The sequence below is a fragment of the Micromonospora parva genome (assembly GCF_000718515.1).
In the GTDB taxonomy this organism is placed as follows: Bacteria; Actinomycetota; Actinomycetes; order Mycobacteriales; family Micromonosporaceae; genus Micromonospora; species Micromonospora parva.
Map to the genome: position 1 here is coordinate 172,368 of NZ_JNZS01000012.1, position 24,958 is coordinate 197,325.

Sequence of the window (24,958 nt, forward strand, 5' to 3'; positions counted from 1 at the left end):
TGGATCGTGCCGATGGCGCACTCGGGGTCTGGGGTCGGCGCGCTTGGCGATGACGCCTACGGGCAGCTGATCAAGGACGGTCTGGATCGGCTGGCGCAGGAGCTGACCTCCACGTAGGCGCGCGTTGCCGATAAGGACCTCTGGTCGCCGGATCGCCTGCCCCGCCGCCGCCCGTGCCCGGTCTCGCTTGCTAGCTGTGAGCGATAACAGAGCCACCCTCAGGCGTCTTTCGGTAGCGCCGTGGCGCGGCCGTTCCGGCAGGTCGCTCGGCGAATGACGCGGATCCTCGCAGGCGGCGGGTGGTGATCGAGGCGAGGTGTTCGGGTGCGTCGGCGTGAACGGCTCATTTCGTCTTGACGAACGACATGTTATCGCTCACTCTCGATATAGAGGACGATCGTTTCGTTGGGTTCACCGGGCGGGCCCTACGCGTCGTTTCTCGGTTCTCGGCGTCCATCCGGGCAGGCGGACGTCACCTCAGGGCTCCCGGCGGTGCCGGCGAACGCCTTCCCCAACCATGTGCGCCGGCACCAGGGGCCGTCCTGACTGAAGTGGCACATCACCACCACCGATGCACCCACTGAGAAGGAACGACATGAAATCACCGAGAACGTTGCTGGCGGCGGCGGCCCTCGCCGTCGCCCTCACCACCGGCATGACGGTGGCGCTGACACCCGCAGCCGGTGCCGGCACGACCCTGAAGGCGGCCGCCGCCGAGAAGGGCCGCTACTTCGGCGCGGCTGTCGCCGTCGGCAAGCTGTCGACCAGCGCCTACACGACGATCCTGAACCGTGAGTTCAACAGTGTCGTGGCCGAGAACGAGATGAAGTGGAGCTCGACCGAGCCGCAGCAGGGTGTGTTCACCTACTCCAGTGGTGACCGCCTGGTCAGCCACGCGCAGGCCAACGGCATGAGCGTGCGGGGTCACACGCTGCTGTGGCACCAGCAGCAGCCGGGCTGGGCGCAGGGCATGTCGGGCAGCGCGTTGCGCAACGCGATGATCAACCACGTCACCCAGGTCGCCACCCACTACCGGGGGAAGATCTACGCCTGGGACGTGGTGAACGAGGCGTTCGCCGACGGTGGTTCGGGTGGGCGTCGTGACTCGAACCTGCAGCGCACCGGTAATGACTGGATCGAGGCGGCCTTCCGGGCGGCGCGGGCGGCGGATCCGGGTGCGAAGTTGTGTTACAACGACTACAACACCGACGGGATCAACGCGAAGTCGACGGGGATCTACAACATGTGGCGGTCTCGCGCTGCACCGGCATCACCACCTGGGGGGTACGCGACTGCGACTCGTGGCGTGGCTCGGACAACGCGCTGCTGTTCGACTGCAACGGCAACAAGAAGGCCGCGTACAACGCCGTCCTGGACGCCCTCAACGGCGGCTCCACCCCGCCCACCACGCCCCCGCCGGGCACCGGGGTGGACACCAGCGCCTGGTACGTGCTGCTGAACCGGAACAGCGGCAAGGCGCTGGACGTGTACGCCTCGGCCACCAGCGACGGCGCGCGGATCAGCCAGTGGACGCGCAACAACGGCAACAACCAGCAGTGGCAGTTCGTGGACTCGGGTGGCGGCTACTACCGGGTGAAGTCGCGCAACTCCAGCAAGGTGCTCGACGTCAGCAACTTCTCCACCGCCGACGGTGGCGCGATCGTGCAGTGGTCCGACCTCAACGGCACGAACCAGCAGTTCCGACTCGCCAATTCGTCTGATGGCTATGTGCGCCTGATCAACCGCAACAGCAACAAGGCGGTCGAGGTGCAGGGCGCGTCCACCGCCGACGGTGGCAACATCGTGCAGTACGCCGACTGGGGCGGCACGAACCAGCAGTGGCAGCTGGTCCGGATCGGCTAGTCGCTGCCATTGCCTGAGCTGGGGGAGAAGGGCTGCCGGCCGACCGGGATCCGGCCGGCGCCCGCCCCGGCGAGGTGTGACGACCGGTGGCCCGTCCCCGGGTGGGGGCGGGCCACCGCGACCATCAGGTAGTCGTTTCGGGCCGCCATTCGAATCGATGACAGTCATTTGACGTATGACGTCTTTGCCGCTAATTTTCACCAGCGGGCGACGCGGCAGCCGGGAGCCAGGACGTCGCGCCGCGCGGCTCGACGCGGCCTGCTCCGAAGCCCGGATCGCGGCATCGCCATCGACGTGCGCCGAAGGCCGCAGGATGCCCGCACAACACCCCCAGACGTGCTGACGCCACCACCACGACGCCGGCACGCACGCCAGGGCACCCGCGGCTCTCCGCTCGTGGGTGACCCCGATCGAAGGAGTGGACATGAAAGCCCTCGGTGAGGCTCGTCCCGCCTCTCGACAGAGACGTCGCTGGCGGTCAGGGTTGGCCGCGGCGACGGCCACGGTCATGGCCGCCAGCACCCTCGTCGCCGTCAACGCGGCGCCCGCGGCGGCAGCGACAGTGGACACCAACGCCTGGTACACCCTCGTGAACCGGAACAGCGGCAAGGCGTTGGACCTGTACGCCTCGGCCACCAACGACGGTGCGCGGATCAGCCAGTGGACGCGCAACAACGGCACCAACCAGCAGTGGCAGTTCGTGGACTCCGGGGGCGGCTACTACCGGGTCAAGTCCCGGCACTCGGGCAAGGTGCTCGACGTCAGCAACTTCTCCACCGCCGACGGCGGCGCGATCGTGCAGTGGTCCGACCTCAACGGGACGAACCAGCAGTTCCGGCTGGCCGACTCGGACGGTGGCTACGTCCGGCTGATCAACCGCAACAGCAACAAGGTCGTCGAGGTGCAGGGCGCGTCCACCGCCGACGGCGGCAACATCGTGCAGTACGCCGACTGGGGCGGCGCCAACCAGCAGTGGCAACTCGTTCCCGTCGGCGGCAGCAACCCCCCGCCGACCGGCGGCAGCGGGTGCGGCAAGGCGCCGACGCTGGCCAGCGGCACGCACACGATCCAGAGCAACGGCAAGAGCCGAACCTTCATCCTGCGGGTGCCCGCCAACTACAACAACAGCAACCCGTACCGGCTGATCTTCGCCTTCCACTGGCGGGGCGGCACCATGCAGGAGATATCCTCCGGCGGCACCAGTGGGGCCGCCTGGTCCTACTACGGGCAGCAGGAGCAGTCGAACAACAGCGCGATCCTGGTGGCGCCGCAGGGGTTCGGCAACGGCTGGGGCAACTCCGGCGGTGAGGACATCACCTTCGTCGACGACATGATCAGCCGGATCGAGAGCAGCCTCTGCGTCAACCCGAGGCAGCGGTTCGCGCTCGGCTTCAGCTGGGGTGGCGGCATGAGCTACGCCGTCGCCTGCGCACGGGCCACCGTCTTCCGGGCGGTCGCTGTCATCTCCGGCGCGCAGATCAGCGGGTGCAGCGGCGGCACCCAGCCGATCGCGTACTTCGGGCTGCACGGCATCTCGGACAACGTCCTGAACATCTCCCAGGGCAGGGCGTTGCGCGACACCTTCGTCCGCAACAACGGTTGCACCGCCCAGAACCCGCCCGAGCCGGCCGGCGGCAGTCGTACGCACATCACGACCGCCTACTCCGGTTGCCGGACCGGCTACCCGGTGCAGTGGGCGGCGTACGACAACGGTCACATGCCCGGCCCGGTGGACGGCACCTACGCCGAGAGCGGCATCACGACCTGGACCAAGGGTGAGATCTGGAGGTTCTTCGCCCAGTTCTCGTGACACTGATCGGCGCAGCCGGCGGCGTCCGCTCCCGTACCCCGGGGGTGGGCGCCGTTCCGGCTGGGGTGGCGGTCAGCGTTCGAGGCGGGCGGGGCTCCCCGAGCCGTTGCGGCGGACCAGCCAGGCCTCGGTGATGTGGGTGAACATCGCCTCAGCGGCGCCGTTGGCGTCGTGGGCGGCGATGCGTTCGTAGATGCGTCGGTGGCCCTGGTTGGACGCCACGCACAGGGCGCGTTCCGTCCGGCCCATGTACCGGGCGGTGTTGATCACCTGGCTTTCCAGCGCACGGACGACGCCACGAGCGATGCGGTTCCCCGACGCCTGCATGATCGTGTCGTGGAAGGCCCGGTCGTGGTCGTGGTAGGTGACGTGGTCGTCGACGAGCTCGTCCATCCGGTCGACCATGGCCCGCAGGCGCTCGATGGTCTCGGTGTCGGCGAGGCGGGCGGCGACGTTCGCCATGTCGGACTCCAGCACCCGCCGGGTGACGACCAGGTCGTCGAGGATGGCGAAGCTGTCGTCCACGGCGATGGTCGCGGCGAGGACGAGCTCGTCGAGCATGTCCCAGTGTGCCGGTGGGGTGACCATGGTGCCGGCGCCCTGGCGGACCTGCACCAGCCCCTTCTCCTGGAGGATCTTCACTGCTTCCCGGACGACGGTCCGGCTCACCCCGAAGGTCTCGCAGAGGATCGGCTCGGGAGGTAGGGACGTCCCGGACGGGTGTACGCCGCGGACGATGCGCTCCACCAGTTCGGCGGTGACCGCCCTGGCGAGGTTGGTCGGCCGACGCACCCACGCCGGGGTCGCCGGGCTGTTCAGGGCTGTCTCCCGTGGTGGCGTCATGTCCCCCTCCGAATGGCTCGCCGTGGCACGACGTCCGGATCAGTGTACGGCCGGGTGTTGACGTCACACGTCATACGAGTTACGTTCCCGTCAACATTGGCTCGCGGGGCACCCGCCGGCCACCCCCCATATAGAGGTGACAACATGAGACAGCGCGCAATGTGGTCGGCCGTCCTCGTTGTGGGCCTGGCCCTGGCCGGTTGTGGAAGTGCTAGCGATTCGGGCAAGTCAACCAGCTCGGACGGCAAGTTGGTGGTGTGGGACTGGAAGTCCGGCGAGCCGTTCGCCAAATCCTATCTGGACAAGGCCAAGGCCGACTTCAAAAAGAAGCACGCCGACGTCGAGGTCGAGTTCGTCGCACAGCCCTTCGATCAGTACTACACCCTGCTCGGTGCGGCGATTCAGTCCGGCAAGGGCCCGGACGTCATGCTGTTCAACGGTGGCGGCCAGATCCGCGACCGGGTGGACGCGCTGGTGCCCCTCGACGAGTACGTGGCCGAGGACAAGCAGCGGCTGGCCGGTTGGGAGGCGTTCACCAAGGACGGCAAGATCTACGCCGCCCCGGTGACGCTGCAGGGTTACCCGATCTACTACAACAAGGCGATCTACCAGAAGGCCAACCTCGACCCGGCGAGCCCGGCCACCACCTGGGACAAGTTCGTCGCCGACTGCGCCGCCATCGCCAAGGCCGGTTCCAAGTGCTTCGCCCTCGGCAACAAGGAGGGCGTCGGCATCCAGTTCTGGATCTCCAGCATGGGCTCGACGACCCTCACCGCCGCCGAGTACGACGCCTGGATCGCCGGCAAGCGCGACTGGAACTCGGCCAACGTCAAGCGGCTCTTCCAGCTCTGGAAAGAGACCGGCGACAAGAAGATGAACAGCGACGGGGCCAACTCGACCGCCATGTTCAACGACTCCTTCGCGCTCTTCCAGTCCGGTAAGGCCGCCCACGTCATGGGCCTGATGTCGGACGTGGGTCACTGGCAGGACTTCAACGAGTTCCTCACCCCGGAGAAGCTCGGCGTCATGAAGGCCCCGGTCGTCACCGCCGGCACCACCCCGAGCCTTCCCTACGACGGCGGCATCGGCTACGCGGTCGCCAAGTGGACGAAGGACCCGAAGATGGCCGCCGACCTGGCGCGCTCGCTGAGCTCGGCCGAGGCGTTGAAGGCCTTCTACGCTGACGCCGGCGCGATCGCCGCCGACACCACCATCGACGTGTCGGCGGGCGGCCCGGCGGTCTCCACGATCGTCGGTGAGCTCAAGAGCGGCAAGCCCGCTCTGCACGTGGCGCTCTCCTCGAAGACGATCGACCTGATGGGGCGCCTCTCCCAGCAGCTCCTCAGCGGTTCGATCACCGTCGACGAGGTGGTGAAGCAGTTGGCCGCTTCTGACCAGGCGGGCTGACCTCGTGCCAATGGGAAACACGCAACCATCGGTCCGTCCGGCTTCGGCCGGACGGGCCGGCGGGGCGGCAGTCACCCCCGTCGCCCATCGCAGCGGCGCACGACCGCGTCGCGCCCGTGGCGGCCCGGGGGCCGAGCGTTACGCCCCCTACATCCTGGTCGCCCCGGCCGTCCTGATCATCGTGCTGCTGCGGCTCTACCCGCTGATCCTCGGCGTCAACTTCTCCTTCACCGGCGACGGCGCGCAGAACGGCACAGCGGTCGGATTCGGCAACTACCGCGAGCTGTTCGCGGACCCGCTGTTCCGGACCGCGCTGAGCAACGTCGGGCTGCTGGTGCTGCTGCTGCCGGTGGCGGTGGCGATCCCCGGTCTCCTCGCGACGTTCATCTACCTGCGGGTGCCGGGTCACCGCTTCTACCGCAGCGTCTACTTCTTCCCGGCGGTGCTCTCGCCGGTCATCGTCGGTGCGATCTTCAACCTGCTGCTCGCCTTCGACGGCCCGCTCAACGCCGTGCTCGGGTCGGTCGGTGTCGGTCCGGTGGACTGGCTCGGGGACCCGGACATCGCGATGTTCATGGTGGTGGGCGTGCACATCTGGGCCACCTTCGGGATGGCGCTGGTGGTGTTCCTCGCCGGCTTCGCCACGCTGGACGCCGCGCTCCTGGACGCTGCCCGGGTGGACGGGGCGTCGCTGCGTCAGGTCGTCTGGCACGTGGTCGTTCCGAGCCTCGCCCGGACCATCCAGTTCGTCTTCGTGACCACGATGATCGGGATGCTGACCTCGATGTTCGGGTTGCTCTTCGTGATGACCAGCGGCGGCCCGGAGGGCTCGACGTACCTGCCGGAGTACTACATCTGGATCCAGCAGGGCCAGATGAACCGCCCGGCCCTCGCGTCGGCAGCGTCGACGATCCTCTTCGTGATCATGCTGGTGGTGGGGCTCATGCAGATCAAACTGCTGGAACGAGCGGGGAAGGAGGACTGATGTCTCGCATCCGACTGGGACGGTGGCTGATCGCCGTCCCGATGGCACTGCTCGCGCTGGCGACGATCTACCCCCTGCTCTTCACCGCCAACGTCGCGATGAAGACGCGGCGCGACTACATCCTCGACCGGTTCTCGCTGACCGACGCGCTGCGCTGGGAGAACATCAGCATGGCGTGGAGCAGCGTCGGCATGGGCCGCTACTTCGTCAACTCGCTGTTCGTGGTGACGGCGTCGGTGCTCCTGCTGCTGCTGTTCGGGTCGATGGCCGGCTTCGCCCTGAGCCAGCTGCGGTTCCGTGGCTCATCGGCGTTGTTCCTGGGTTGCCTCGCGGGGCTCTTCATCCCGTTCCAGGTGATCATGGTGCCGCTCGCCCGGATCATGGCCGACACCGCGCTCATCGACACCTACCCGGGCCTGATCCTGGTCTACGTGGCCCAGTTTCTGCCCTTCACGGTCTTCCTCATGACGAGCTACTACAAGGGCATCCCGCCGGAGATCGTGGACGCCGCGCGGATCGACGGCAGCACCGTGTACGGGGTGTACCGCCGGATCATGCTGCCCCTGGGCACCCCGGCGCTGCTGTCGGTCGGCATCCTCAACGCCCTGTTCTGCTGGAACGACGTCCTCATGGCGCTGGTGATGATGCCCTCGGCCGACCACCGGACGCTCATGATCGGGGTGACCTCGTTGCGCGGGCAGTACTCCGACAACATTCCCACCTTCGCCTCGGGTGTGCTGATCGCCGCGATACCCGTCCTGTTGGTCTACCTGTTCCTCCAGCGCCAAATTGCCGACGGCGTCGCCGCCGGTTCCACGAAGGGTTGACATGCGGATCACGGGATATCGGACGCTCACGACGGTCCAGGAGTGGGGGCGACCCGTCGGCGACGCCAACGGGGTGTTCGCCGACGGGGTGGTCCCCGTCTCGATCGTCATCGTCGACACCGACGAGGGAATCTCGGGAATCGGCCTCGGGCCGCACGTCGAGATAGAGCGGATCTTCGCAGCCGTCGAGGGCGAAGACCCCCGTGCCGTGACGTCCCTGTACGACCGCATGTTGCGGCACACCTTCAAGGCGGGCCACGCGGGGCCGGTGTTCGGCACCATCGGCGCGCTGGACACCGCGCTCTGGGACATCAAGGCGCAGGCCGCCGGCGAACCGCTGTGGCGGCTGCTGGGCGGAAGCGACCGGCGGGTCACCGCCTACGCGTCCGGTCTGGACATCGGGCTCACCGACGACGAACTCGTCGCGGAGTACGAGGTCTACGCGAGCCACGGCCTCCGGGCGGCCAAGCTCAAGGGCGGGCTCGACATCGAGCACGACAGGCGCCGCCTCGGGCTGGTCAAGGAGGTCCTGACCGAGGCCGGGAAGGGGCAGCGGCCGGGCCTCATGCTCGACGTCAACGAGGCGTGGACGCGCAAGCAGGCTGTCCGGCACGTCTGCGAACTGGAACGTACGCTGGATCTCATCTGGATCGAGGAGCCGGTCCGGCGTTGGGACGCCGAGGGTCTCGCCGCGGTGAGCCGGGGCGTGTCCGCGTCGGTAGCCACCGGCGAGAACCTCACCGGGCTCGAACAGTACCGTCCGCTGATCGCCGCCGGCGCTGTCGACATCGTCCAGATGGCGGCCGTCTGGGGGGTCACCCACTTCCTGCGGGCGTCCGCCCTGGCCCACGCCCACGACCTGCCGGTCAGCCCGATCGGCAACAGCCCGATCGGGCTGCTGCACGCCGCGACCTCGGTGCCGAACCACCTGACGAGCGAGTTGCAGGACCTGCACCCGCCGGTCGGCGTCTCCCTCGACCTGCACGTCGAGGATGGCGCCTTCATCCTCGGTGACACACCGGGGCTGGGGGTCCGAGTGGACGAGGACCGGATCCGGGCGGCCAACCGCCGCCCGCAGGCGCAGACGGCCGACAGCCCCAACGTCCGGCCGGAGCGGGCCGGTCGGCGGCTGCTGGCCGGTGTCGACGGGGTGATCCCCACACGTCAGGTGCCGGTCACGTCGCTGCACCCCCACAATGACGTGTCACCGACCGCACGGCACTGAGCTGACCGACAGAACAGGGAGACGTGGGTGCATCGCGACGGCGGTGCACCCACGACCATGCCCGGTCGGCACGACCGACGTACCGACCGTCGAGACGGAGGAACGATGAAGGCAGTCGTCTACCGGGGGGCGCGAAACCTCGGAATCGAGCACCGCGACCCGGAGCCACCGGGCCGGGGTCAGGTACGCATCGAGGTGGCGTACACCGGGATCTGCGGTACGGATCTGCACATCTACCACGGCGACATGGACGCCCGGGTTGGTGACTCCGCCGTCATCGGGCACGAGATGTCCGGCCGCATCGCGGCCCTCGGTGAGGGCGTGACCGGCTGGGAGGTCGGTCAGCCGGTCACCGTGATGCCGACCCGGCCGTGTGGACGCTGCGCCGCCTGCCAGCGGGGCAACTCCCACGTCTGCCACGCCATGAACTTCCTCGGCATCGACTCACCGGGTGCCATGCAGTCGTCCTGGACGGTGCCGGTGGAGCTGGTCCTGCCACTTCCGCAGGAGTTGCCCCTCGACCACGCGGCGCTCGTCGAGCCGGTGGCGGTCGCCGTGCACGACGTACGCCGGGGGAACGTGACCGCCGACGACCAGGTGGTCGTCGTCGGTGGCGGACCGGTCGGCGTCCTCATCGCCACCGTCGCGCGCAGCCGTGGCGCGCGGGTCCTCCTCGTCGAGCCGGACCCGTTCCGCCGCGAGGTGGCCGAAGGGATCGGGGTCGAGGCCGTCGACCCGCTGTCGACCGATGTCGTGGCGCTGGTCAACGACCGTACCGACGGCGCGGGCGCCGACATCGCCTTCGAGGTGTCCGGCTCCGCCGCCGGTGTCACCACGGCGGTCGACGTCCTCACCACCCGTGGGCGGCTGGTGATGGTGGCGATCCACCCCCAGCCCCGGGAGGTCAACCTGCACCGGTTCTTCTGGCGTGAGCTGGAGCTCCTCGGCGCCCGGCTGTATCAGCGCGACGACATGGTGGAGGCGATCCGGCTGGTCGCCTCGGGTGCGATCCCGGCCCAGCGGCTCATCTCCCGGATCGAGCCGGTCGAGTCGGCCAGCGCAGCCTTCGCGGCGCTGGAGGGTGGCGGCGTGATGAAGGTGCTGCTCGACGTGCGGGAGGGTAACCAGTGACGGCCCTGTTCGACCTGTCCGGACGGACCGCCGTGGTGACCGGGGCGCGGCGCGGTATCGGTCTCGCCATGGCCGAGGCGCTGGCAGTGGCCGGTGCCGACATCGTGGGCGTCTCCGCGCAGCTCGAAGCCGACGGCAGCGAGGTCGAGCGTCGGGTGCGCGCCGCCGGCCGCCGGTTCACCGCGTTGCGGGCCGACCTCGGCGACCGGGCGGCCGTGCACCGCCTGGCCCGCGACATCATCGCGCTCGGACCGGTCGACATCCTGGTGAACAACGGCGGCACGATCGCCCGGACCCCGGCCGCGGAGCACCCGGACGAGATGTGGGACCAGGTGATCGAAGTGAACCTCAGCAGCCAGTTCATCCTCAGCCGGGAGATCGGCCGGACGATGGTCGAGCGCGGCCGAGGGAAGATCGTTTTCACCGCGTCGCTGTTGAGTTTCCAGGGCGGCATCACCGTCCCCGGTTACGCCGCGTCGAAGTCCGGCGTGGCCGGCCTCACCAAGGCGCTGGCGAACGAGTGGGCGGCCCACGGGGTGAACGTCAACGCCATCGCGCCCGGCTACATCGCCACCGACAACACGCAGGCGCTGCGCGACGACCCCGATCGCAACCAGGCGATCCTCGGCCGCATCCCGGCCGGGCGGTGGGGCCGGGCCGACGATCTCGGCGGCGCCACGGTGTTCTTGGCGTCGTCCGCGTCGGACTACGTCAACGGCGTGGTGCTGCCCGTCGACGGCGGCTGGTTGGGCCGATGACGGGCGCACCGGAGCCCGGCCGCGCCGGGATCGTCGACGCACACCACCACCTCTGGGTCCGGGCCCGGCACCCGCAGTCGTGGATCGACCCGGTGACCATGGCGGCCATCGACGCCGACTTCGAACCCGCCGATCTCGCGCCGCTGGCACGGGCGGCCGGGGTCACCGCGACCGTGGTGGTGCAGTCCATTCCCTCGGTGGCGGAGACGGTGGACCTGCTGGGCATCGCGGCCGAGGACACAGTGATCCGTGGGGTCGTCGGCTGGGTGGACCTGACCGCCGACGATGTCGCGGAGCGCCTCGACCGGCTACGGTCCGCTCGGGGCGGGGAGCGTCTCGTCGGCATCCGCCACCTCGTGCAGTCCGAGACCGACCCGGCGTACCTGGACCGCCCGGACGTCCGCCGGGGGATCGCCGCGGTGGGGGCCGCCGGCCTCGTCTTCGATTTGTTGGTACGCCAGCACCAGCTCCCCATGGCCGCGCGCCTCACGCGCGACCTGCCCGAGGTGAGCTTCGTCCTCGACCACCTGGCCAAGCCGGCGATCGGTCGTCCGGAGATGGCGCAGTGGAGCCGGGGCCTGCGGTCGTTGGCGGCCTCGCCGAACACCACGGCGAAGCTCTCCGGGCTGGTGACGGAGGTGCCGGGTTCGGCCTGGACGCCGGGGGACCTGCGACCCGCCGTCGAGGACGCGCTGGACGCGTTCGGGCCGGACCGACTGATGTTCGGCTCGGACTGGCCGGTCTGCCTGCTCGCCAGCTCGTACCAGCGGTGGGTGGACACCGTGGCGGAGCTGCTGGACGGCCAGGACGCGGCCGACCAGGCGTCGGTCTGGGGCGCGACGGCACGCCGCGCCTACGGGCTGGAGACGTCATGATGACGCGTGCGCTGCCGCGCCGGCCGGGGACACGTCTCACCGAGCTGGGCTTCGGCGCGGCCCAGGGAGGCAACCTCTACCGGGCGACGACGGACGAGGAGTTCGCCTCGGCCGTCGACGCCGCGTGGGAGGCGGGCGTCCGGTACTTCGACACCGCGCCGCACTACGGTCTCGGGCTGTCCGAACGCCGCCTCGGCGTCGCGCTGCGCCAACGGCGGCGCGACGAGTACGTGGTGTCGACGAAGGTCGGGCGGCTCCTGGTGCCCTCGCCCGAGGACGCGCACCTGCGGGACTCCGACGGGTTCGACGTGCCCGCGACCCATCGGCGGGTGTGGGACTTCAGCCGCGACGGCGTCCTGCGCTCCATCGAGGCCAGCCTGGACCGGACCGGGCTGGACCGGATCGACATCGTCTACCTGCACGACCCGGACGACCACTGGGAGCAGGCCGCGCACGAGGCCGTACCCGCCCTGGTCGACCTGCGGGACCAGGGCGTCGTGGGTGCCATCGGCGCGGGCATGAACCAGTCGGCGATGCTGGCGCGGTTCGTGCGGGAGACCGACGTCGACGTGATGATGTGCGCCGGGCGGTACACCCTGCTCGAACAGGGCGCCGCCGGTGACCTGTTGCCGGCCGCCGAGGACCGGGGGGTGGGCGTGGTCATCGCGGGCGTCTACAACTCGGGGCTGCTGTCGCGGGACCGGCCGCCGGCCGACGCCGTCTACAACTACCAGCAGGCGCCGGCGGCGGTGATCGAGCGGGCGCGGCGGATCGCCGCGGTCTGCGAGACGCACGGGGTGACCCTGCCGCAGGCGGCACTGGCCTTCGTCCGCCGGCATCCGGCGGTGGTGTCGACGGTGGTCGGCGTCCGCAACGAGGCGCAGGTGGCGGAGACGGTGCGACGGTCCGGGGTCGTCGTGCCGGAGGAGTTGTGGGAGGACCTGGCGGCGGCCGGGCTGCTCGCCGAGCCGCCCGGTCGGCGCTCCCCGGCCCCGCCCGACTGACGGCTGCGTTCGCCTCTGCCGCCCACCAGTGGGTGCGACGGTGACGACGACGTCCCGGCCGGGACCGGTTCCGTTCCTCGGAGACCGGTCCCGACCGGGACGTCAGCTGTTACCGCGAGAGCGGCGGGATCACACTGCGGTGAACCGCCACTGCTGGTTGGCGGCGCTGTGGCAGGTCCACTGCAACAGCCGGGCGCCGTCGGCGGTGGATGCGCCGTTGACGTCCACGCAGAGCCCGCTCAGCACGTTGCGCACCGTGTACACGCCGGAGGTTCCGGTCGCGGTAGCGGTGAACTTCTGCTGGTTGCCGTTGTTGCAGGTGGCCTGCTGGAGGAAGGCACCCGCCGTGGTGGAGCTGCCGATCACCTCGACGCACTTGCCGCTGTGCACCGCCTTGAGGTAGAGCGCACCGTTACCGGCGTCGACCGCCTGCCACCTCTGGTTGTTGCCACCGGTGGCCGCCCACTGGTTGATCTGGGCGCCGTCGGCGGTGGAGACCCCGCTGACGTCCATCAGCTTGCCGCTGTGCTGCGCGGTGACCGTGTAGGTCTTGCCAGCCAGGCCGGTGCCGGTGCCGGTGCCGGGGGTTCCGACGCCGTTGCCGCCGAAGGTGTGCGAGTCCAGGTCGAACCAGTTGTTGCCGCTGCCCTTGAACACCATGTAGAGCGTCTGCGTCCCACTGCTGGCGGCGACGCTCACCGGTGCCGTGGACTGGTAGTTGTCCCAGCCACCGGTGGCGGGAACCGACGTGGTGGCCAGCAGCGTTCCGGTGGGTGAGCCGGAGCGCAGCTCGATGGTGCCACCGCCCGACGGCGACGACAGCCGGTAGCTGACCGTCGAGATGCCGGACAGGCTCATCGGGCTGAACGCGATCCAGTCGTTGTTGGAGATGTCACCGACGCGCTTGGTGCTCTCCGCGGCGGCCTGGTCGACGACCCGGATGCCGGACTGGCTGCTGAAGTACTCGGACTGCTTGTGCTTCGGTTGCAGAATCGCCTGGGCGGTGCCGGTGAGCGGGGCCGCCCCGCCCGCGCCGCCGCTGTCGGTGTACCGCGCGTTCAGCACATAGAACAGGTTGGCGCCGTCGGGGTGCCCGCCGAGCAGGTCGGTGGAGATGGTCCCCGAGCAGCCCGGGTACTCGGTGGTCTCGTGCGCGTGGTCGTCGTGACCCAGTGCCGGGTTGAGGAACACCTTCGAGCAGTCGACAGTGCCGCCGTCCGGGTCGGTCACTGTGATCTGGTACGGCACCTTGTCACCGAAGGTCAGCATGCCCCCGTTCGGTGGAGTGGTGATGGTGAGCACCGGGGCGCTGTTGCCGACGGTGATCTGGACGTTGGCGAAGCCTGTCTTGCCGGTGTTGTCGGTGACCTTCAACTGCGCGGTGTAGTTGCCGTTGGCGGTGTAGACCTTCGACGGGTTGGCAGCGGTGGAGGTGGTGCCGTCGCCGAACGTCCACTGGTAGCTCAGCGTGTTGCCCGGGTCCGGGTCGGCCGTGCCGGCGCTGCTGAACTGGACGGTGAGTGGTGCGCTACCGCTGGTGGGTGTGCCGGTGGCCTTGGCGATCGGTGACCGACCGCCCTGGATGTAGTCGATCCGGTAGAGCCCGGAGTCGCTGTTGCCACCACCGAAGTTGGTGCCCCACTCCAGCAGGTACAGCGAACCGTCCTTGCCGAATTCCATGTCCATCGGCTTGTTGAACCGGGTGTTGGGCAGGAACGGGTTGGTGCGGGTCACCGCCGAGGAGGAGTCGAAGTGCACCTCCTTGACGTAGTTGCGCGCCCACTCGTAGAAGAAGTGCACGCCGTCGTAGTAGGGCGGGAACTTCGTCTGGGACGGGTTCGACGCGTCGTACCGGTAGATCGGCCCGCCCATCGGCGCCGAGCCGCCGGAGCCCAGCTCCGGGAAGGTCGGTGAGGCGCCGTAGCCGTACCAGATGTTGGGTGCCACGACCGGCTTGAGGCTGGTCAGGCCGGTGTTGTTGGGCGAGTTGTTGACCGGCGCGTTGCAGTTGAACTTCGCGCCGACCACGCCGGTGTCCGGGTTGAACGGCGCGTACGGCTGGTTGTCACCGTGGCAGAACGGCCAGCCGTAGTTGCCGGCCTGCTTGATCACGTTGAGCTCGACCAGGCCCTCGGGCCCTCGGTTGGTGGTGGGCGGGTTGCGGTCCGGTCCGTAGTCGGCGAGGTAGACCCAGCCGTTGGCCGGGTCGATCGAGAAGCGGAACGGGTTGCGGAAGCCCATCGCGTAGATTTCCGGCTTGGTCTGCGCGGTGCCCTGCGGGTAGAGGTTGCCCGACGGGATGGTGTAGCCACCGCTCGTCGAGGGCCGGATGCGCAGCAGCTTGCCCCGCAGGTCGTTGGTGTTACCGGCGCTGCGCGCGGCGTCCAGGTTGGACTTGCCCGAGCGCCAGTCCAGCGGGGCGTAGCCCTGCCAGTTGGGGTCGAGGTTCGGGGGCGTGTCGTCGCCGGTGCCGATGTAGAGGTTGCCGTCCGGGCCGAACTTGATGTACCCGCCGGTGTGGCCGGGCTCGGGGAAGGTCCGGTCCCGGTACGCCGGGATGTCGATGATCGTCACACCGCTGGACGTGTTCAGCGTGTCACCGCTGACCGTGTAACGGGAGACCCGGTTGACGTCGGTGCTGCTGCTCGCCGGCGAGTGGTACAGGTAGATGTACCCGTTGCTGGCGAAGTTGGGGTCCAGCGCCATGCCGGTGAGGCCGTCCTCGCCGCCGGTGTAGACGCTGAGCGTGCCGGCGGTCACGGTGCTGTTGGTGGAGGGCTTGAAGATCTTCACCTGACCGCCGCGCTGGACGTAGAAGACCCGGCCGTCCGGTGCCACACCCATCGCCATCGGGTCGACTGTGTTGTCGTCGAGGGTGCGCTTCTCGAAGTTGCCCCAGACGGTGCCGCCGCAGTCACCGGCGAGGTTGCCGGCCGCCCACTTGACACCACCGAGGACGTGGTTCTGGAAATTCGTCTCGCTGTAGGAGCCGATCGCGTGGCCCATCGCGGTGGCCCACACCCGCCCGCCGGCGGCGTTACGACACCAGGAGATCGGGTGGTCCGGCCCCATCGCCCGTGATCCCGGGTTGTAGGTGCGCTCGTCGGCGGTCACCAGCACGTGCACGTTGCCGCGCGGGTTGGCGTCGAAGTTGTACCACTCCTCGCTGCGGGTCCACCGATCCGGCAGGCTGGACGTCGACGGGTGCTTCTTGTCGGCGACGATGGCGGTGCCCTGCAGTACGCCGGGGGAGTGTTCGGGCATGTGGGCGCCGCCGTTGATGGTCTGGTCCCACCACGGGTACTCGGACTCGATGCCCATGTCGGTGGCGTTGTGGATGCCGACGATGCCCTTGCCGCTGGCGAGGTAGCCCTCCACCGCCTGGCGCTGGGCCGCCGAGGTCCAGACCATGCCGGAGGTCTGGAACATGATGATGACGTCGAAGGTCGCCAGGTTGCTGGCGGTGAAGACGCTCGAGTCCTCGGTCTGCACCAGCTCGAAGTTGTTCGCTGCGGCCTGCTGCTGGAACATGCTGATGCCGGCGGGAATCGAGTCGTGCCGGTAGCCGACGGTCTTGGTGAACAGCAGGGCCCGGAAGACCGGGGCCGCCGATGCGGGTGGCGCGAGTCCGAGCGCCAGCAACATGCCGGCGATCACTGAGATGAGCAATGTGTTGCGACGCATGCCGTCTCCTAGGTTGAGCGGGCGTGGGGGTGCGACCGCGGGCACCACGCTGCGACAGGTCGTGCCTGGCCGCGGGGGCGGGCGCGAGCGTGCTGGCCTGTCCTCGTGCCGTCGCCGAAACGGCAGTGAGACCCACAGGACGTAACACAGCGTGACGGTGGCCGTTGTCCTCGTCCGGGGTGGTCCACGAGGTCAGGATGAGCTAGGGATCTAAAGCTGTCAATCAATCGCCCAACGTCCGACGTCCGGTCTCGTGGACGGCGGGCGCCATCGACTGCCCTTGCCCGGGCATCGACGCTGGTCAGAGTGTTGGCCGTGGCACTCGGCCCGGTCGAGGATTGCGGACCAGCACTCAAACATCTATCTTCATACGTGTGATGTTTCGTCGATGTCAAGAGAATGTTCTCTATAGAAGAACGTAAGCATTCAGCGCTAGCTACGAAAGTTCGATAGCCGGTAACGCGAAGTGGCCGTAACGTCTAATCGAACCTTGTTGATGACTACTGTCTGTGAGGGCTTACGGGATGTCAGACCCACGGCCGGCGCCGTTACTCACCCTTCGAGGCATCGGCAAGTCCTTCCTCGGCGTACGCGTTCTCGACGGTGTGGATCTCGACGTGGCACCGGGCGAGGTACACGCCGTCGTCGGCGAGAACGGTGCCGGGAAGTCGACTCTCATGAAAATCGTCTCCGGTGGCTACAGCCCGGACGAGGGCACCGTCGAGTTCGCCGGTGCCACGCGTAGCTTCCGCGGCCCGCGCGACGCGCAGCGGGCCGGCGTCGGCATCATCCACCAGGAGTTCAACCTCCTACCGGAGCGCACCGTCGCGGAGAACGTCTACCTGGGGCACGAGCCGGTCCGCCGCGGCTTGGTCGACCGCCGGGGCATGCTGGAGCGCACCCGGCAGCTGCTCGCCTCGATCGGCGAGACCACGTTGCCGGCCGACGCCCGGGTGGGGCAGCTCGGTGTCGCGCAGCAGCAGGTCGTCGAGATCGCCAAGGCGCTGGCCCTGGACGCGCAACTGCTGATCATGGACGAGCCCACCGCGGCGCTGGCCGACCACGAGGTCGAGCTGCTCTACGGGCTGGTGCGCCGACTCCAGGAGCGGGGCATCGGGCTGCTGTACGTCTCGCACCGGCTCGCCGAGGTCTTCGACCTGTCCGGTCGGATCACCGTTCTCAAGGACGGCCGTCGAGTCACGACGGTGGCCACCGCCGACACCACCGGCGACGAGCTGGTGCGGCACATGGTCGGCCGGGAGCTGTCCAGCTACTACCCGGACCGGGCCGCCCCCGAGGACCGGGGCCCGGTGCGGCTCAACCTTCGCGACGCGGGAAACCGGAAGCTGCGCGACGTCAACCTTCAGCTGCGCGCCGGCGAGGTGCTCGGCATCGGCGGTCTGCAGGGCTCCGGGCGGTCCGCGCTGGCCCGCGCGATCTTCGGGGTGTCGCCGTTCACGACCGGCGACGTCACGCTCGACGACCGGCCGGTTCGGCTGCGCTCACCCCGCACCGCGATGCGGGCCGGCATCGCCTACGTCACCGAGGACCGCAAGGGCGAGGGGATCGTTCCCCGGCAGTCGGTGCTCGACAACGCGCTGCTCGCCAGCCGGGCCGTCTTCGCTGCTCGCTCCGGCCGGGCGGCACGGACGCTGCGGGTACGCGAGCTGCTGGCCGCCGTCGAGGTGCGCGGCGCCGGCGACGACCAGGAGATCCGCTTCCTGTCCGGGGGCAACCAGCAGAAGGTCGTGCTGGCCCGCTGGCTCGCGCTCAACCCGCGGATCCTGCTCTTCGACGAGCCGACCCGGGGCATCGACGTGGGCGCGAAGTCAGCCATCCATGATCTCGTCCGCCGCCTCGCCCGCGACGGCGCGGCGGTGCTGATGATCTCGTCCGATCTACCGGAGCTGCTGGGAATGAGTGACCGGATCGTCGTCATGCGGGACGGCCACGTCGCGGGCGAGCTGCCCGCCGGCGCGACCGAGGAGGAGGTCGTCGCGCTGGCGGTCGGCACCGCGCGTGAGGCCGTCGCATGAGCGCTTTGTCGCTGCTGCCGGCCCGGCGTCCCGTACCGGGTGTCTTCGTGGCCCTGACCCTGACCCTGGCGATCGGTTGGCTGGTCGTCCTGCTCGACGGCGGTCAGCTCTTCAACCAGTCCACGACGGTGAGCCTGCTGCATGTCGCCGCCGGCCTGGGGCTGGTCGCGGTGGGGCAGACCCTGGTCATCCTGGGGGGTTCGCTCGACCTCTCGGTGGCGTACGTGATCAGCCTCAGCACCCTCGTCGCGGCCGAGACGATGAACGGCAGCGACGGTGCGGTGCTGCCGGCGATCGGCCTGGTGCTCGTCGTCAGCGCCGGCGTCGGGCTGCTCAACGGGATCCTCGTCACCAGGTTCCGGGTCAACGCGTTCATCGCGACGCTCGGGGTCGGGTTGCTGCTCAAGGGCTACCTGGACAACGGCTACGACGGTCCGGCCGGTACGACAGCACCCGCACTCGTGCAGGCGCTCGGCTACCAGCGTGTCGGGCCGGTCCCGGTGTCGTTCCTGCTGTTGGTAGCCGTCACCGCGGCGGCCTGGTTCGCGCTGTCGCGGACCCGCTTCGGCCATCACCTGGTCGCTGTCGGCGGGGATCCGGAGGTGGCGCGGCTCTCCGGTGTCCGCAACGACCGGGTCCTCGTCACCGCCCACGTCCTGTGTTCGATGTGCGCGGGGCTCGCCGGCATCTATCTCGCCAGTCGGCTCGGCTCGGGTGCCCCCCGGGTCGGCACCGAGGGTCTCTACGACCTGGAGTCGATCGCCGCGGTGGTGATCGGCGGGACCGCTCTCGCCGGTGGGCGCGGCGGCGTCGTCGGCACTGTCGGCGGCGTGCTGCTGCTGGCCAGCATCGACGCCATCTTCAACCAGCTTGAGGTCGACGCCTTCTTCAAGCAGGTGATCCGGGGCGTCATCATCATCGCCGCGGTCGCCGTCTACGCCCGCAGGGCCATGCGAAAGGCGGCCTAGTCATGCAGACCGTCCAACCCCGTTCCCTGCCGCTGCGGTTGCCGCGGGTGCGTCCCGGTGGTGTCCTGCCGATCCTCGCGATTCTCGCGGTGTTGGTGGTGCTGGTCGGCATCCGGCAGCCCGACTTCCTGGCCCCGCCGTCGCTGATGTCGTTCCTGGGGCGGTCGGCGCCGATCATCCTGCTCGCCGCCGGTCAGTACTTCGTGATCGTCTCCGGTGAGTTCGATCTCTCGGTCGGGTCCCTGGTCACCGCGCAGGTGGTGGTAGCAGCCCGACTGATCGACAGCGATCCGGCGCGTACCTGGCCGGTGGTGCTGCTCCTGCTCGCCTTCGGAGCGCTTGTCGGGTTGGTCAACGGCCTGGTCACGACCCGGCTGCGGGTGCCGTCGTTCATCACCACGCTCGGCATGTTCCTGATCCTCGTGGGCGCTGTGTACCTGTGGTCCGACGGCGCTCCGAAGGGTGGGCTCTCCGAGGAGTTCCGGCGGTTCGGCCGGCGGGCCTTCGAGGACGTTCCGCTGCTGGGCCGGGTGCCGTACGCGCTGGTGGTCCTTGTGGTCCTGGCGGTGGCGGCAGTGCTGCTGATGCGGTCGGACTTCGGTCGGACGCTGGTCGCCGTCGGCGACAACCCGCGCACCGCCGAGCTGAGCGGGGTACGGGTGTGGCGTACCCGGACCTTCGCTTTCATCCTCAGCGGTCTGGCCGCGGCGGTGGCGGCGATCCTCCTGGGTGGCTACAGCGGCGTGTCGTTCCAGGCCGGCAACGGCCTGGAGTTCGGTGCGATCACCGCGGTCGTCCTCGGTGGGGTGGCGCTCGGCGGAGGTCGCGGCGCTGTCGTCGGGGCGATGCTCGGCGCGCTGACCCTCGAACTGCTGTTCGCTCTCATGAATTTCTACGGCGTCTCCGGCGCCCTCAGGTCGACCGTCCAGGGCGCGATCATCCTGCTCGCCGTGGCGGTCTCGGCAACGCGTTCTTCGTCCAGATAAGGGGAAACCATAGTGCGACGTTCCATGGCGGCACTGGCCGCTGTCACGCTGCTGTCTGTTGCCGCATGTGCCACCGACGAGCCGGCCGCGAGCCCTTCGGGGAGTGCGTCCGCCGCCACTGGTTCCGGCACCGGGGACCAGTCGAAGTTCTTCGTGCAGGCCGACTACGACGCCGAGCTCGCGCTGCTCGACGCGGCACCGACGGGCCCGGCCGACAAGCCGTGGGAGCAGGTGCTCAACCCGACGATGGTCGACACGGCCAAGTTCAAGAAGAACGGCCCGCACAAGATCTGCTTCTCGAACGCGGCGCTGAACAACCCGTGGCGTCAGGTCGGGTTCAAGACGATGCAGGCCGAGGTCGAGGCGCAGAAGAGCCGCATCAAGGAGTTCGTGCACGTCGACGCCGAGGGCAAGGACCAGAAGCAGATCGCGGACATCAACGACCTGCTCGGCAAGGGCTGCGACGCGCTCATCGTCTCGCCGAACACCACCGCCACGCTCACCCCGGCCGTCGAGGCGGCCTGCAAGGCCGGGCTGCCGGTCGTCGTGTTCGACCGTGGGGTCAACACGAAGTGCCCGGTGACGTTCATCAACCCCATCGGCGGTTACGGGTTCGGCCACGTCGGCGCCGAGTTCGTCAGCCAGAAGATGAAGCCCGGCGGCAAGGTCCTCGCCCTGCGGATCCTGCCCGGCGTCGACGTCCTGGAGACCCGCTGGTCGGCGGCGAAGGTGGCGTTCGACAAGGCGAAGGTCGACGTCGTCGGCGTCGAGTTCACCGACGGCGACCCGGCCAAGACCAAGAAGATCGTTGACGACTACATCCAGCGGTACGGCACGATCGATGGGGTCTGGATGGACGCCGGAGCGACGGCCGTCGCGGCGGTCGAGGCGTTCCAGGACGCGGGCAAGCCCGTTCCGCCGATGAACGGCGAGGACCAGCTCGACTTCCTGAAGATCTGGAAGGACAAGAACCTCACCGCGATCGCACCGACCTACCCGACCTACCAGTGGCGCACGCCGATCCTGGCGGTGCTGCAGATCCTCGACGGCAAGCAGGTGTCCAGCCCGTGGAAGCTGCCACAGCCGACCGTCACGCAGGACAACCTCGACAAGTACCTCGACCCGAGCATGCCGCCCCTGCACTACGCGATGTGCGGCTGCACCGACCTGCCCGGCTACCCGCAGCGCTGGAAGTAGGAACCGATGTACGCCATCGGCGTCAACCCCTGGGTCTGGGCCTCGCCGGTCGACGACAAGGCCCTGGCCGAGCTGATTCCGCGGATCGCCGAGTTCGGCTTCGACGCCGTCGAGTTGCCGATCGAGCAGCCCGGTGACTGGGACCCGATCCGTACCCGGGACCTGTTGGCGGCGCACGGCCTCGTGGCCGCCGGTGTCTGCGCGGTCACCCCGCCGGGGCGGGAACTGGTCGACGCCGCGCCAGCGGTGGTCGAGTCGACGGTGGCGTACCTCATGGGCTGCGTGGCGAGCGCGGCGGCCGTCGGCGCTGGATGCGTCGGCGGCCCCGCGTACGCCTCGGTCGGCCGCACCTGGCGGATGTCGCCGGCGGCCCGCGCGGCCTGCTACGCGGATTTCCGGCGCAACCTGGCGCCGGTGGCCGAGCGGGCCGGCGAGTTGGGCGTGAGCATCGGCGTCGAGGCGTTGAACCGCTACGAGACGAGCGTCGTCAACACTGTCGAGCAGACCGTCGAGATGATCGACGGGCTGCCGTCGAACGTCGGCATCATGATCGACACGTACCACATGAACATCGAGGAGGCCGACCCGTACGCGGCCCTCGCCGTCGCCGGCCCGCACATCAAGCATGTCCAGGTCAGCGGCACCAATCGGGGCGCGCCCGGTGCTGACCACTTCGACTGGCCCCGCTTCTTCACCGTCCTGCGGGACACCGGCTACCAGGGCGCGATCTGCATCGAGTCGTTCACGGCGGAGAACGAGACCATCGCCACCGCCGCGGCGATCTGGCGTCCGTTGGCCCCCTCGCAGGACCGTCTCGCCACGGACGGCCTGCGCTATCTCCGGGAGATCCTCGGGTAGCCGCCGCCCGCTCCTACCAGTCACGCCTCCCGCCCGTCGAGGCGTTCCGTCCCCATGCCCTCCGCACGTCAGGAGCACCGTCCCATGTCCTCCTCTCCTCCGCTGCGCCGGCTGCTGGCCGGCGCGGCCGCGACGGCGATGACCGCAGTGGTCGCCGTGACCGTCGCGGCCTCCCCGGCCGTGGCGGCCACCACCACCCTGTACGCGTCGCCCTCCGGTGCCGGCACCACCTGCTCCGCCAGCCAGCCGTGTTCGCTGACCGGCGCCCAGACCGCGGTCCGGGCGATCAACAGCGCGATGTCCGGTGACATCGTGGTGGAGTTGGCCAACGGCACGTACCGGCTCTCGTCGCCGCTGCGGTTCACCGCCGCCGACTCGGGCAACAACGGCTATCAGGTGATCTGGCGGGCGGCCACCGGCGCGCGTCCGACGATCACCGGCGCGCGGGCGGTCACCGGTTGGTCGCTCGTCGACTCCGGCAGGAACATCTGGCGGGCCAGCGTTCCCGCCGGTCTCGATTCCCGCCAGCTCTACGTCAACGGGGCCGTCGCCACGCGGGCGCGTACCGCGGTGAACCGCTCCGACTTCACCTTCACCACGTCCGGAATGCGGTTCACCAACAGCGCCCTCAGCTACCTCAACAACCTGGGCAACCAGAACCGTGTCGAGGTGGAGAGCGTCGGTTCGTTCACCGACCGGTACTCGCCGGTGCAGAGCATCAGCGGGAACTTCCTGACGATGCAGCAGCCCGCGTGGAACAACAACACCTTCGGGTTCGACACCCTCTCCAGCCCGCACCGCGCCGGGCCGTTCTACCTGACCAACGCGTACGAGTTCCTGGACTCGGCGGGGGAGTGGTATCTCAACCCGAGCAACGGCCAGCTCAACTACATCCCGCTCGCCGGGCAGAACATGAGTTCGGTCAGCGTCGAGCTGCCGCAGTTGCAGTCACTGGTCAACGTCGGGGGCAGCTACGACGCGCCGGCACACCACATGTCGTTCAGCGGCATCACCTTCACCGGCACCAGCTGGCTCGGCCCCAGCAGCAGCAACGGCTTCGCCGACCAGCAGACCGGCGCCCACATCACCGGCACCTGGTCGCGCCCGTCCGACGCGCTGACCTCCTGCCAGGCCGGCTGCCCCCAGTTCGAGGCGACCCGACCGAACTGGAACCAGATGCCCGCCGCCGTGCAGGTCTCCGCTGCCAACACCATCACCTTCAGCGACTCCCAGTTCGTCAACCTCGGGCAGACGGCGATCGGCATCGGCAACGACGCCAACGCCCACGCCAGCGGGGTCGGCCTGGGGGCCAGCAACATCACCGTCACGCGCTCCGAGATCGCCCGCAACTCCGCCGGTGGCATCGTGGTCGGCGGTGTGCGGGCCGACGCCCACCACCCGAGCGACCAGCGGATGGTCAACCGCAACATCACCATCAGCAACAACCGGGTGCACGACCTCGGCCTGGAGTACCGGGGTGTGGTGTCGATCCTGACCACCTACGTGAACACGGCACTGGTCTCGCACAACGAGGTCTACAACATGCCGTACACCGGTCTGTCGGTCGGCTACGGCTGGGGAGCCAACGACGCCGGCGGCAGCCAGCACTACGCGAACCGGGGGCTGTACAACTACCAGCCCCGCTACACGACGGCGACCACCGCGGCCAACAACCAGGTGATCGGCAACTACGTGCACGACGTGATGCAGCAGATGACCGACGGCGGGTGCATCTACACGCTGTCGGCGAACCCGGGCGGGACCATCAACGAGAACTACTGCCTGCGGACCAACGGCTGGTTCGGGCTCTACTTCGACGAGGGTTCCCGCTACTACACCGCCCGCAACAACGTGTTCTCCTCCACCGGTACCTGGGCCACCGCCAACTACTGGTACGCGGAGAACATGGGCAACTTCACCGTCACCAACAACTGGTCGACGAACAACAGCACGAACGTGACCAACGGTGACCGCGGCAACGTCGTCAACGGCAACGTCACGGTCACCGGAGGCAGTTGGCCGTCGGGTGCGCAGACGGTGATCAACGCGGCCGGCGTGCAAAGCGGCGGCAGCACCAACCCGCAGAACGTGCAGATCGTGGGCGTCCAGTCGGGCCGGTGCGCGGAGATCGGCGGGTCGAGCACCACGAACGGCACGCAGGCCCAGCTCTGGGACTGTATCAGCGGGGCCACCAACCAGCGGTGGACCCACACGGCCAGCCGGCAGCTCATGGTGTACGGCACCAAGTGCCTGGACGCCTCCGGCCAGGGCACCAGCAACGGCACCACAGTGGTGATCTGGGACTGCAACGGCCAGGCCAACCAGCAGTGGAACGTCAACGCCAACGGCACGATCACCGGCGTGCAGTCGGGTCTCTGCCTGGACGCCAACGGCGCCGGGACGGCGAACGGCACGAAGTTGATTCTCTGGTCCTGCAACGGCGGCACGAACCAGCAGTGGCAGCTGCGCAGCTGACCTGCCGGCTGGGCACCGACGGGTCC

The 24,958-nt window shown here is 69.0% G+C and carries 17 protein-coding genes and 1 pseudogene; 16 read left to right on the top strand and 2 right to left on the bottom strand.

From position 1 onward, the window contains the following. Positions 1-655: 655 nt before the first annotated feature. Together IF22_RS33190 and IF22_RS0119080 are read left to right on the top strand one after the other, a co-directional pair. A pseudogene (locus IF22_RS33190) lies at positions 656-1,857 on the top strand (endo-1,4-beta-xylanase); the annotation flags it as partial. Between the two features lie 430 nt (positions 1,858-2,287). Next, a complete protein-coding gene (locus tag IF22_RS0119080) occupies positions 2,288-3,673 on the top strand; it encodes an RICIN domain-containing protein (RefSeq protein ID WP_030333839.1) in 1,386 nt (461 codons plus the stop codon). A 72-nt stretch (positions 3,674-3,745) separates the two neighbouring features. Here IF22_RS0119080 and IF22_RS0119085 read toward each other — a convergent pair whose 3' ends face one another. Further along, positions 3,746-4,516, bottom strand: coding sequence for a FadR/GntR family transcriptional regulator (locus IF22_RS0119085; protein ID WP_030333841.1), 771 nt, complete (start codon positions 4,514-4,516; stop codon positions 3,746-3,748). Between the two features lie 144 nt (positions 4,517-4,660). On the opposite strand from IF22_RS0119085, the gene IF22_RS0119090 reads away from it, so the two are divergent. The 8 genes from IF22_RS0119090 to IF22_RS0119125 all read left to right on the top strand — a co-directional run bounded on the left by IF22_RS0119090 (position 4,661) and on the right by IF22_RS0119125 (position 12,728). Further along, complete coding sequence (locus tag IF22_RS0119090; RefSeq protein ID WP_030333843.1) at positions 4,661-5,923, top strand: ABC transporter substrate-binding protein; 1,263 nt, start codon at positions 4,661-4,663, stop codon at positions 5,921-5,923. 10 nt (positions 5,924-5,933) lie between these two features. Next, complete coding sequence (locus IF22_RS0119095; protein WP_081883910.1) at positions 5,934-6,908, top strand: carbohydrate ABC transporter permease; 975 nt, start codon at positions 5,934-5,936, stop codon at positions 6,906-6,908. Next, positions 6,908-7,735, top strand: a complete 828-nt coding sequence (locus tag IF22_RS0119100; RefSeq protein WP_030333847.1) for a carbohydrate ABC transporter permease — start codon at positions 6,908-6,910, stop codon at positions 7,733-7,735. The genes IF22_RS0119095 and IF22_RS0119100 overlap by 1 nt, the downstream gene beginning before the upstream one ends. A 1-nt stretch (position 7,736) precedes the next feature. Then, a complete protein-coding gene (locus IF22_RS0119105) occupies positions 7,737-8,960 on the top strand; it encodes a mandelate racemase/muconate lactonizing enzyme family protein (RefSeq protein ID WP_051708622.1) in 1,224 nt (407 codons plus the stop codon). 105 nt (positions 8,961-9,065) lie between these two features. Continuing rightward, positions 9,066-10,091 (top strand): (R,R)-butanediol dehydrogenase, encoded by a 1,026-nt coding sequence (locus IF22_RS0119110; RefSeq protein ID WP_030333851.1) that lies wholly within the window; start codon positions 9,066-9,068, stop codon positions 10,089-10,091. Then, the gene (kduD, locus tag IF22_RS0119115) at positions 10,088-10,849 is read left to right on the top strand and encodes a 2-dehydro-3-deoxy-D-gluconate 5-dehydrogenase KduD (RefSeq protein WP_030333853.1); all 762 of its coding nucleotides are present in this window, start codon (positions 10,088-10,090) and stop codon (positions 10,847-10,849) included. Before IF22_RS0119110 ends, kduD begins: the two co-directional genes overlap by 4 nt. Next, positions 10,846-11,724, top strand: a complete 879-nt coding sequence (locus tag IF22_RS0119120; protein WP_030333856.1) for an amidohydrolase family protein — start codon at positions 10,846-10,848, stop codon at positions 11,722-11,724. Before kduD ends, IF22_RS0119120 begins: the two co-directional genes overlap by 4 nt. Beyond that, positions 11,721-12,728, top strand: a complete 1,008-nt coding sequence (locus tag IF22_RS0119125) for an aldo/keto reductase (protein WP_030333858.1) — start codon at positions 11,721-11,723, stop codon at positions 12,726-12,728. The genes IF22_RS0119120 and IF22_RS0119125 overlap by 4 nt, the downstream gene beginning before the upstream one ends. Before the next feature lie 129 nt (positions 12,729-12,857). On the opposite strand, the gene IF22_RS0119130 is transcribed toward IF22_RS0119125, so the two are convergent. Further along, a complete protein-coding gene (locus IF22_RS0119130) occupies positions 12,858-16,412 on the bottom strand; it encodes a ThuA domain-containing protein (protein ID WP_030333861.1) in 3,555 nt (1,184 codons plus the stop codon). 524 nt (positions 16,413-16,936) lie between these two features. Here IF22_RS0119130 and IF22_RS0119135 point away from each other — a divergent pair. The 6 genes from IF22_RS0119135 (at position 16,937) to IF22_RS0119160 (ending at position 24,932) form a co-directional block, all read left to right on the top strand. Next, positions 16,937-18,448, top strand: coding sequence for a sugar ABC transporter ATP-binding protein (locus tag IF22_RS0119135; RefSeq protein ID WP_030333862.1), 1,512 nt, complete (start codon positions 16,937-16,939; stop codon positions 18,446-18,448). Next, on the top strand, positions 18,445-19,416 hold the full coding sequence (locus IF22_RS0119140) for an ABC transporter permease (RefSeq protein WP_030333864.1): 972 nt from the start codon (positions 18,445-18,447) through the stop codon (positions 19,414-19,416). Before IF22_RS0119135 ends, IF22_RS0119140 begins: the two co-directional genes overlap by 4 nt. A 2-nt stretch (positions 19,417-19,418) precedes the next feature. Then, positions 19,419-20,402 (top strand): ABC transporter permease, encoded by a 984-nt coding sequence (locus tag IF22_RS0119145; protein WP_030333866.1) that lies wholly within the window; start codon positions 19,419-19,421, stop codon positions 20,400-20,402. 12 nt (positions 20,403-20,414) lie between these two features. Continuing rightward, the gene (locus tag IF22_RS0119150; protein WP_245233673.1) at positions 20,415-21,599 is read left to right on the top strand and encodes an ABC transporter substrate-binding protein; all 1,185 of its coding nucleotides are present in this window, start codon (positions 20,415-20,417) and stop codon (positions 21,597-21,599) included. A gap of 6 nt (positions 21,600-21,605) precedes the next feature. After that, the gene (locus IF22_RS0119155) at positions 21,606-22,457 is read left to right on the top strand and encodes a sugar phosphate isomerase/epimerase family protein (protein WP_030333870.1); all 852 of its coding nucleotides are present in this window, start codon (positions 21,606-21,608) and stop codon (positions 22,455-22,457) included. Between the two features lie 84 nt (positions 22,458-22,541). Further along, on the top strand, positions 22,542-24,932 hold the full coding sequence (locus IF22_RS0119160; protein ID WP_030333873.1) for an RICIN domain-containing protein: 2,391 nt from the start codon (positions 22,542-22,544) through the stop codon (positions 24,930-24,932). Positions 24,933-24,958 lie beyond the last annotated feature (26 nt).

What these genes read in the sequence shown, in the direction of transcription:
- IF22_RS0119140 (WP_030333864.1), top strand. Translation starts at nt 18,445, where the DNA reads ATGAGCGCTTTGTCGCTGCTGCCGGCCCGGCGTCCCGTACCGGGTGTC.
- IF22_RS0119130 (WP_030333861.1), bottom strand. Translation starts at nt 16,412, where the DNA reads ATGCGTCGCAACACATTGCTCATCTCAGTGATCGCCGGCATGTTGCTG.
- IF22_RS0119090 (WP_030333843.1), top strand. Translation starts at nt 4,661, where the DNA reads ATGAGACAGCGCGCAATGTGGTCGGCCGTCCTCGTTGTGGGCCTGGCC.
- IF22_RS0119155 (WP_030333870.1), top strand. Translation starts at nt 21,606, where the DNA reads ATGTACGCCATCGGCGTCAACCCCTGGGTCTGGGCCTCGCCGGTCGAC.
- IF22_RS0119110 (WP_030333851.1), top strand. Translation starts at nt 9,066, where the DNA reads ATGAAGGCAGTCGTCTACCGGGGGGCGCGAAACCTCGGAATCGAGCAC.
- IF22_RS0119120 (WP_030333856.1), top strand. Translation starts at nt 10,846, where the DNA reads ATGACGGGCGCACCGGAGCCCGGCCGCGCCGGGATCGTCGACGCACAC.
- IF22_RS0119145 (WP_030333866.1), top strand. Translation starts at nt 19,419, where the DNA reads ATGCAGACCGTCCAACCCCGTTCCCTGCCGCTGCGGTTGCCGCGGGTG.
- IF22_RS0119125 (WP_030333858.1), top strand. Translation starts at nt 11,721, where the DNA reads ATGATGACGCGTGCGCTGCCGCGCCGGCCGGGGACACGTCTCACCGAG.
- IF22_RS0119135 (WP_030333862.1), top strand. Translation starts at nt 16,937, where the DNA reads ATGTCAGACCCACGGCCGGCGCCGTTACTCACCCTTCGAGGCATCGGC.
- IF22_RS0119085 (WP_030333841.1), bottom strand. Translation starts at nt 4,516, where the DNA reads ATGACGCCACCACGGGAGACAGCCCTGAACAGCCCGGCGACCCCGGCG.
- IF22_RS0119160 (WP_030333873.1), top strand. Translation starts at nt 22,542, where the DNA reads ATGTCCTCCTCTCCTCCGCTGCGCCGGCTGCTGGCCGGCGCGGCCGCG.
- IF22_RS0119080 (WP_030333839.1), top strand. Translation starts at nt 2,288, where the DNA reads ATGAAAGCCCTCGGTGAGGCTCGTCCCGCCTCTCGACAGAGACGTCGC.
- IF22_RS0119105 (WP_051708622.1), top strand. Translation starts at nt 7,737, where the DNA reads ATGCGGATCACGGGATATCGGACGCTCACGACGGTCCAGGAGTGGGGG.
- IF22_RS0119100 (WP_030333847.1), top strand. Translation starts at nt 6,908, where the DNA reads ATGTCTCGCATCCGACTGGGACGGTGGCTGATCGCCGTCCCGATGGCA.
- IF22_RS0119095 (WP_081883910.1), top strand. Translation starts at nt 5,934, where the DNA reads ATGGGAAACACGCAACCATCGGTCCGTCCGGCTTCGGCCGGACGGGCC.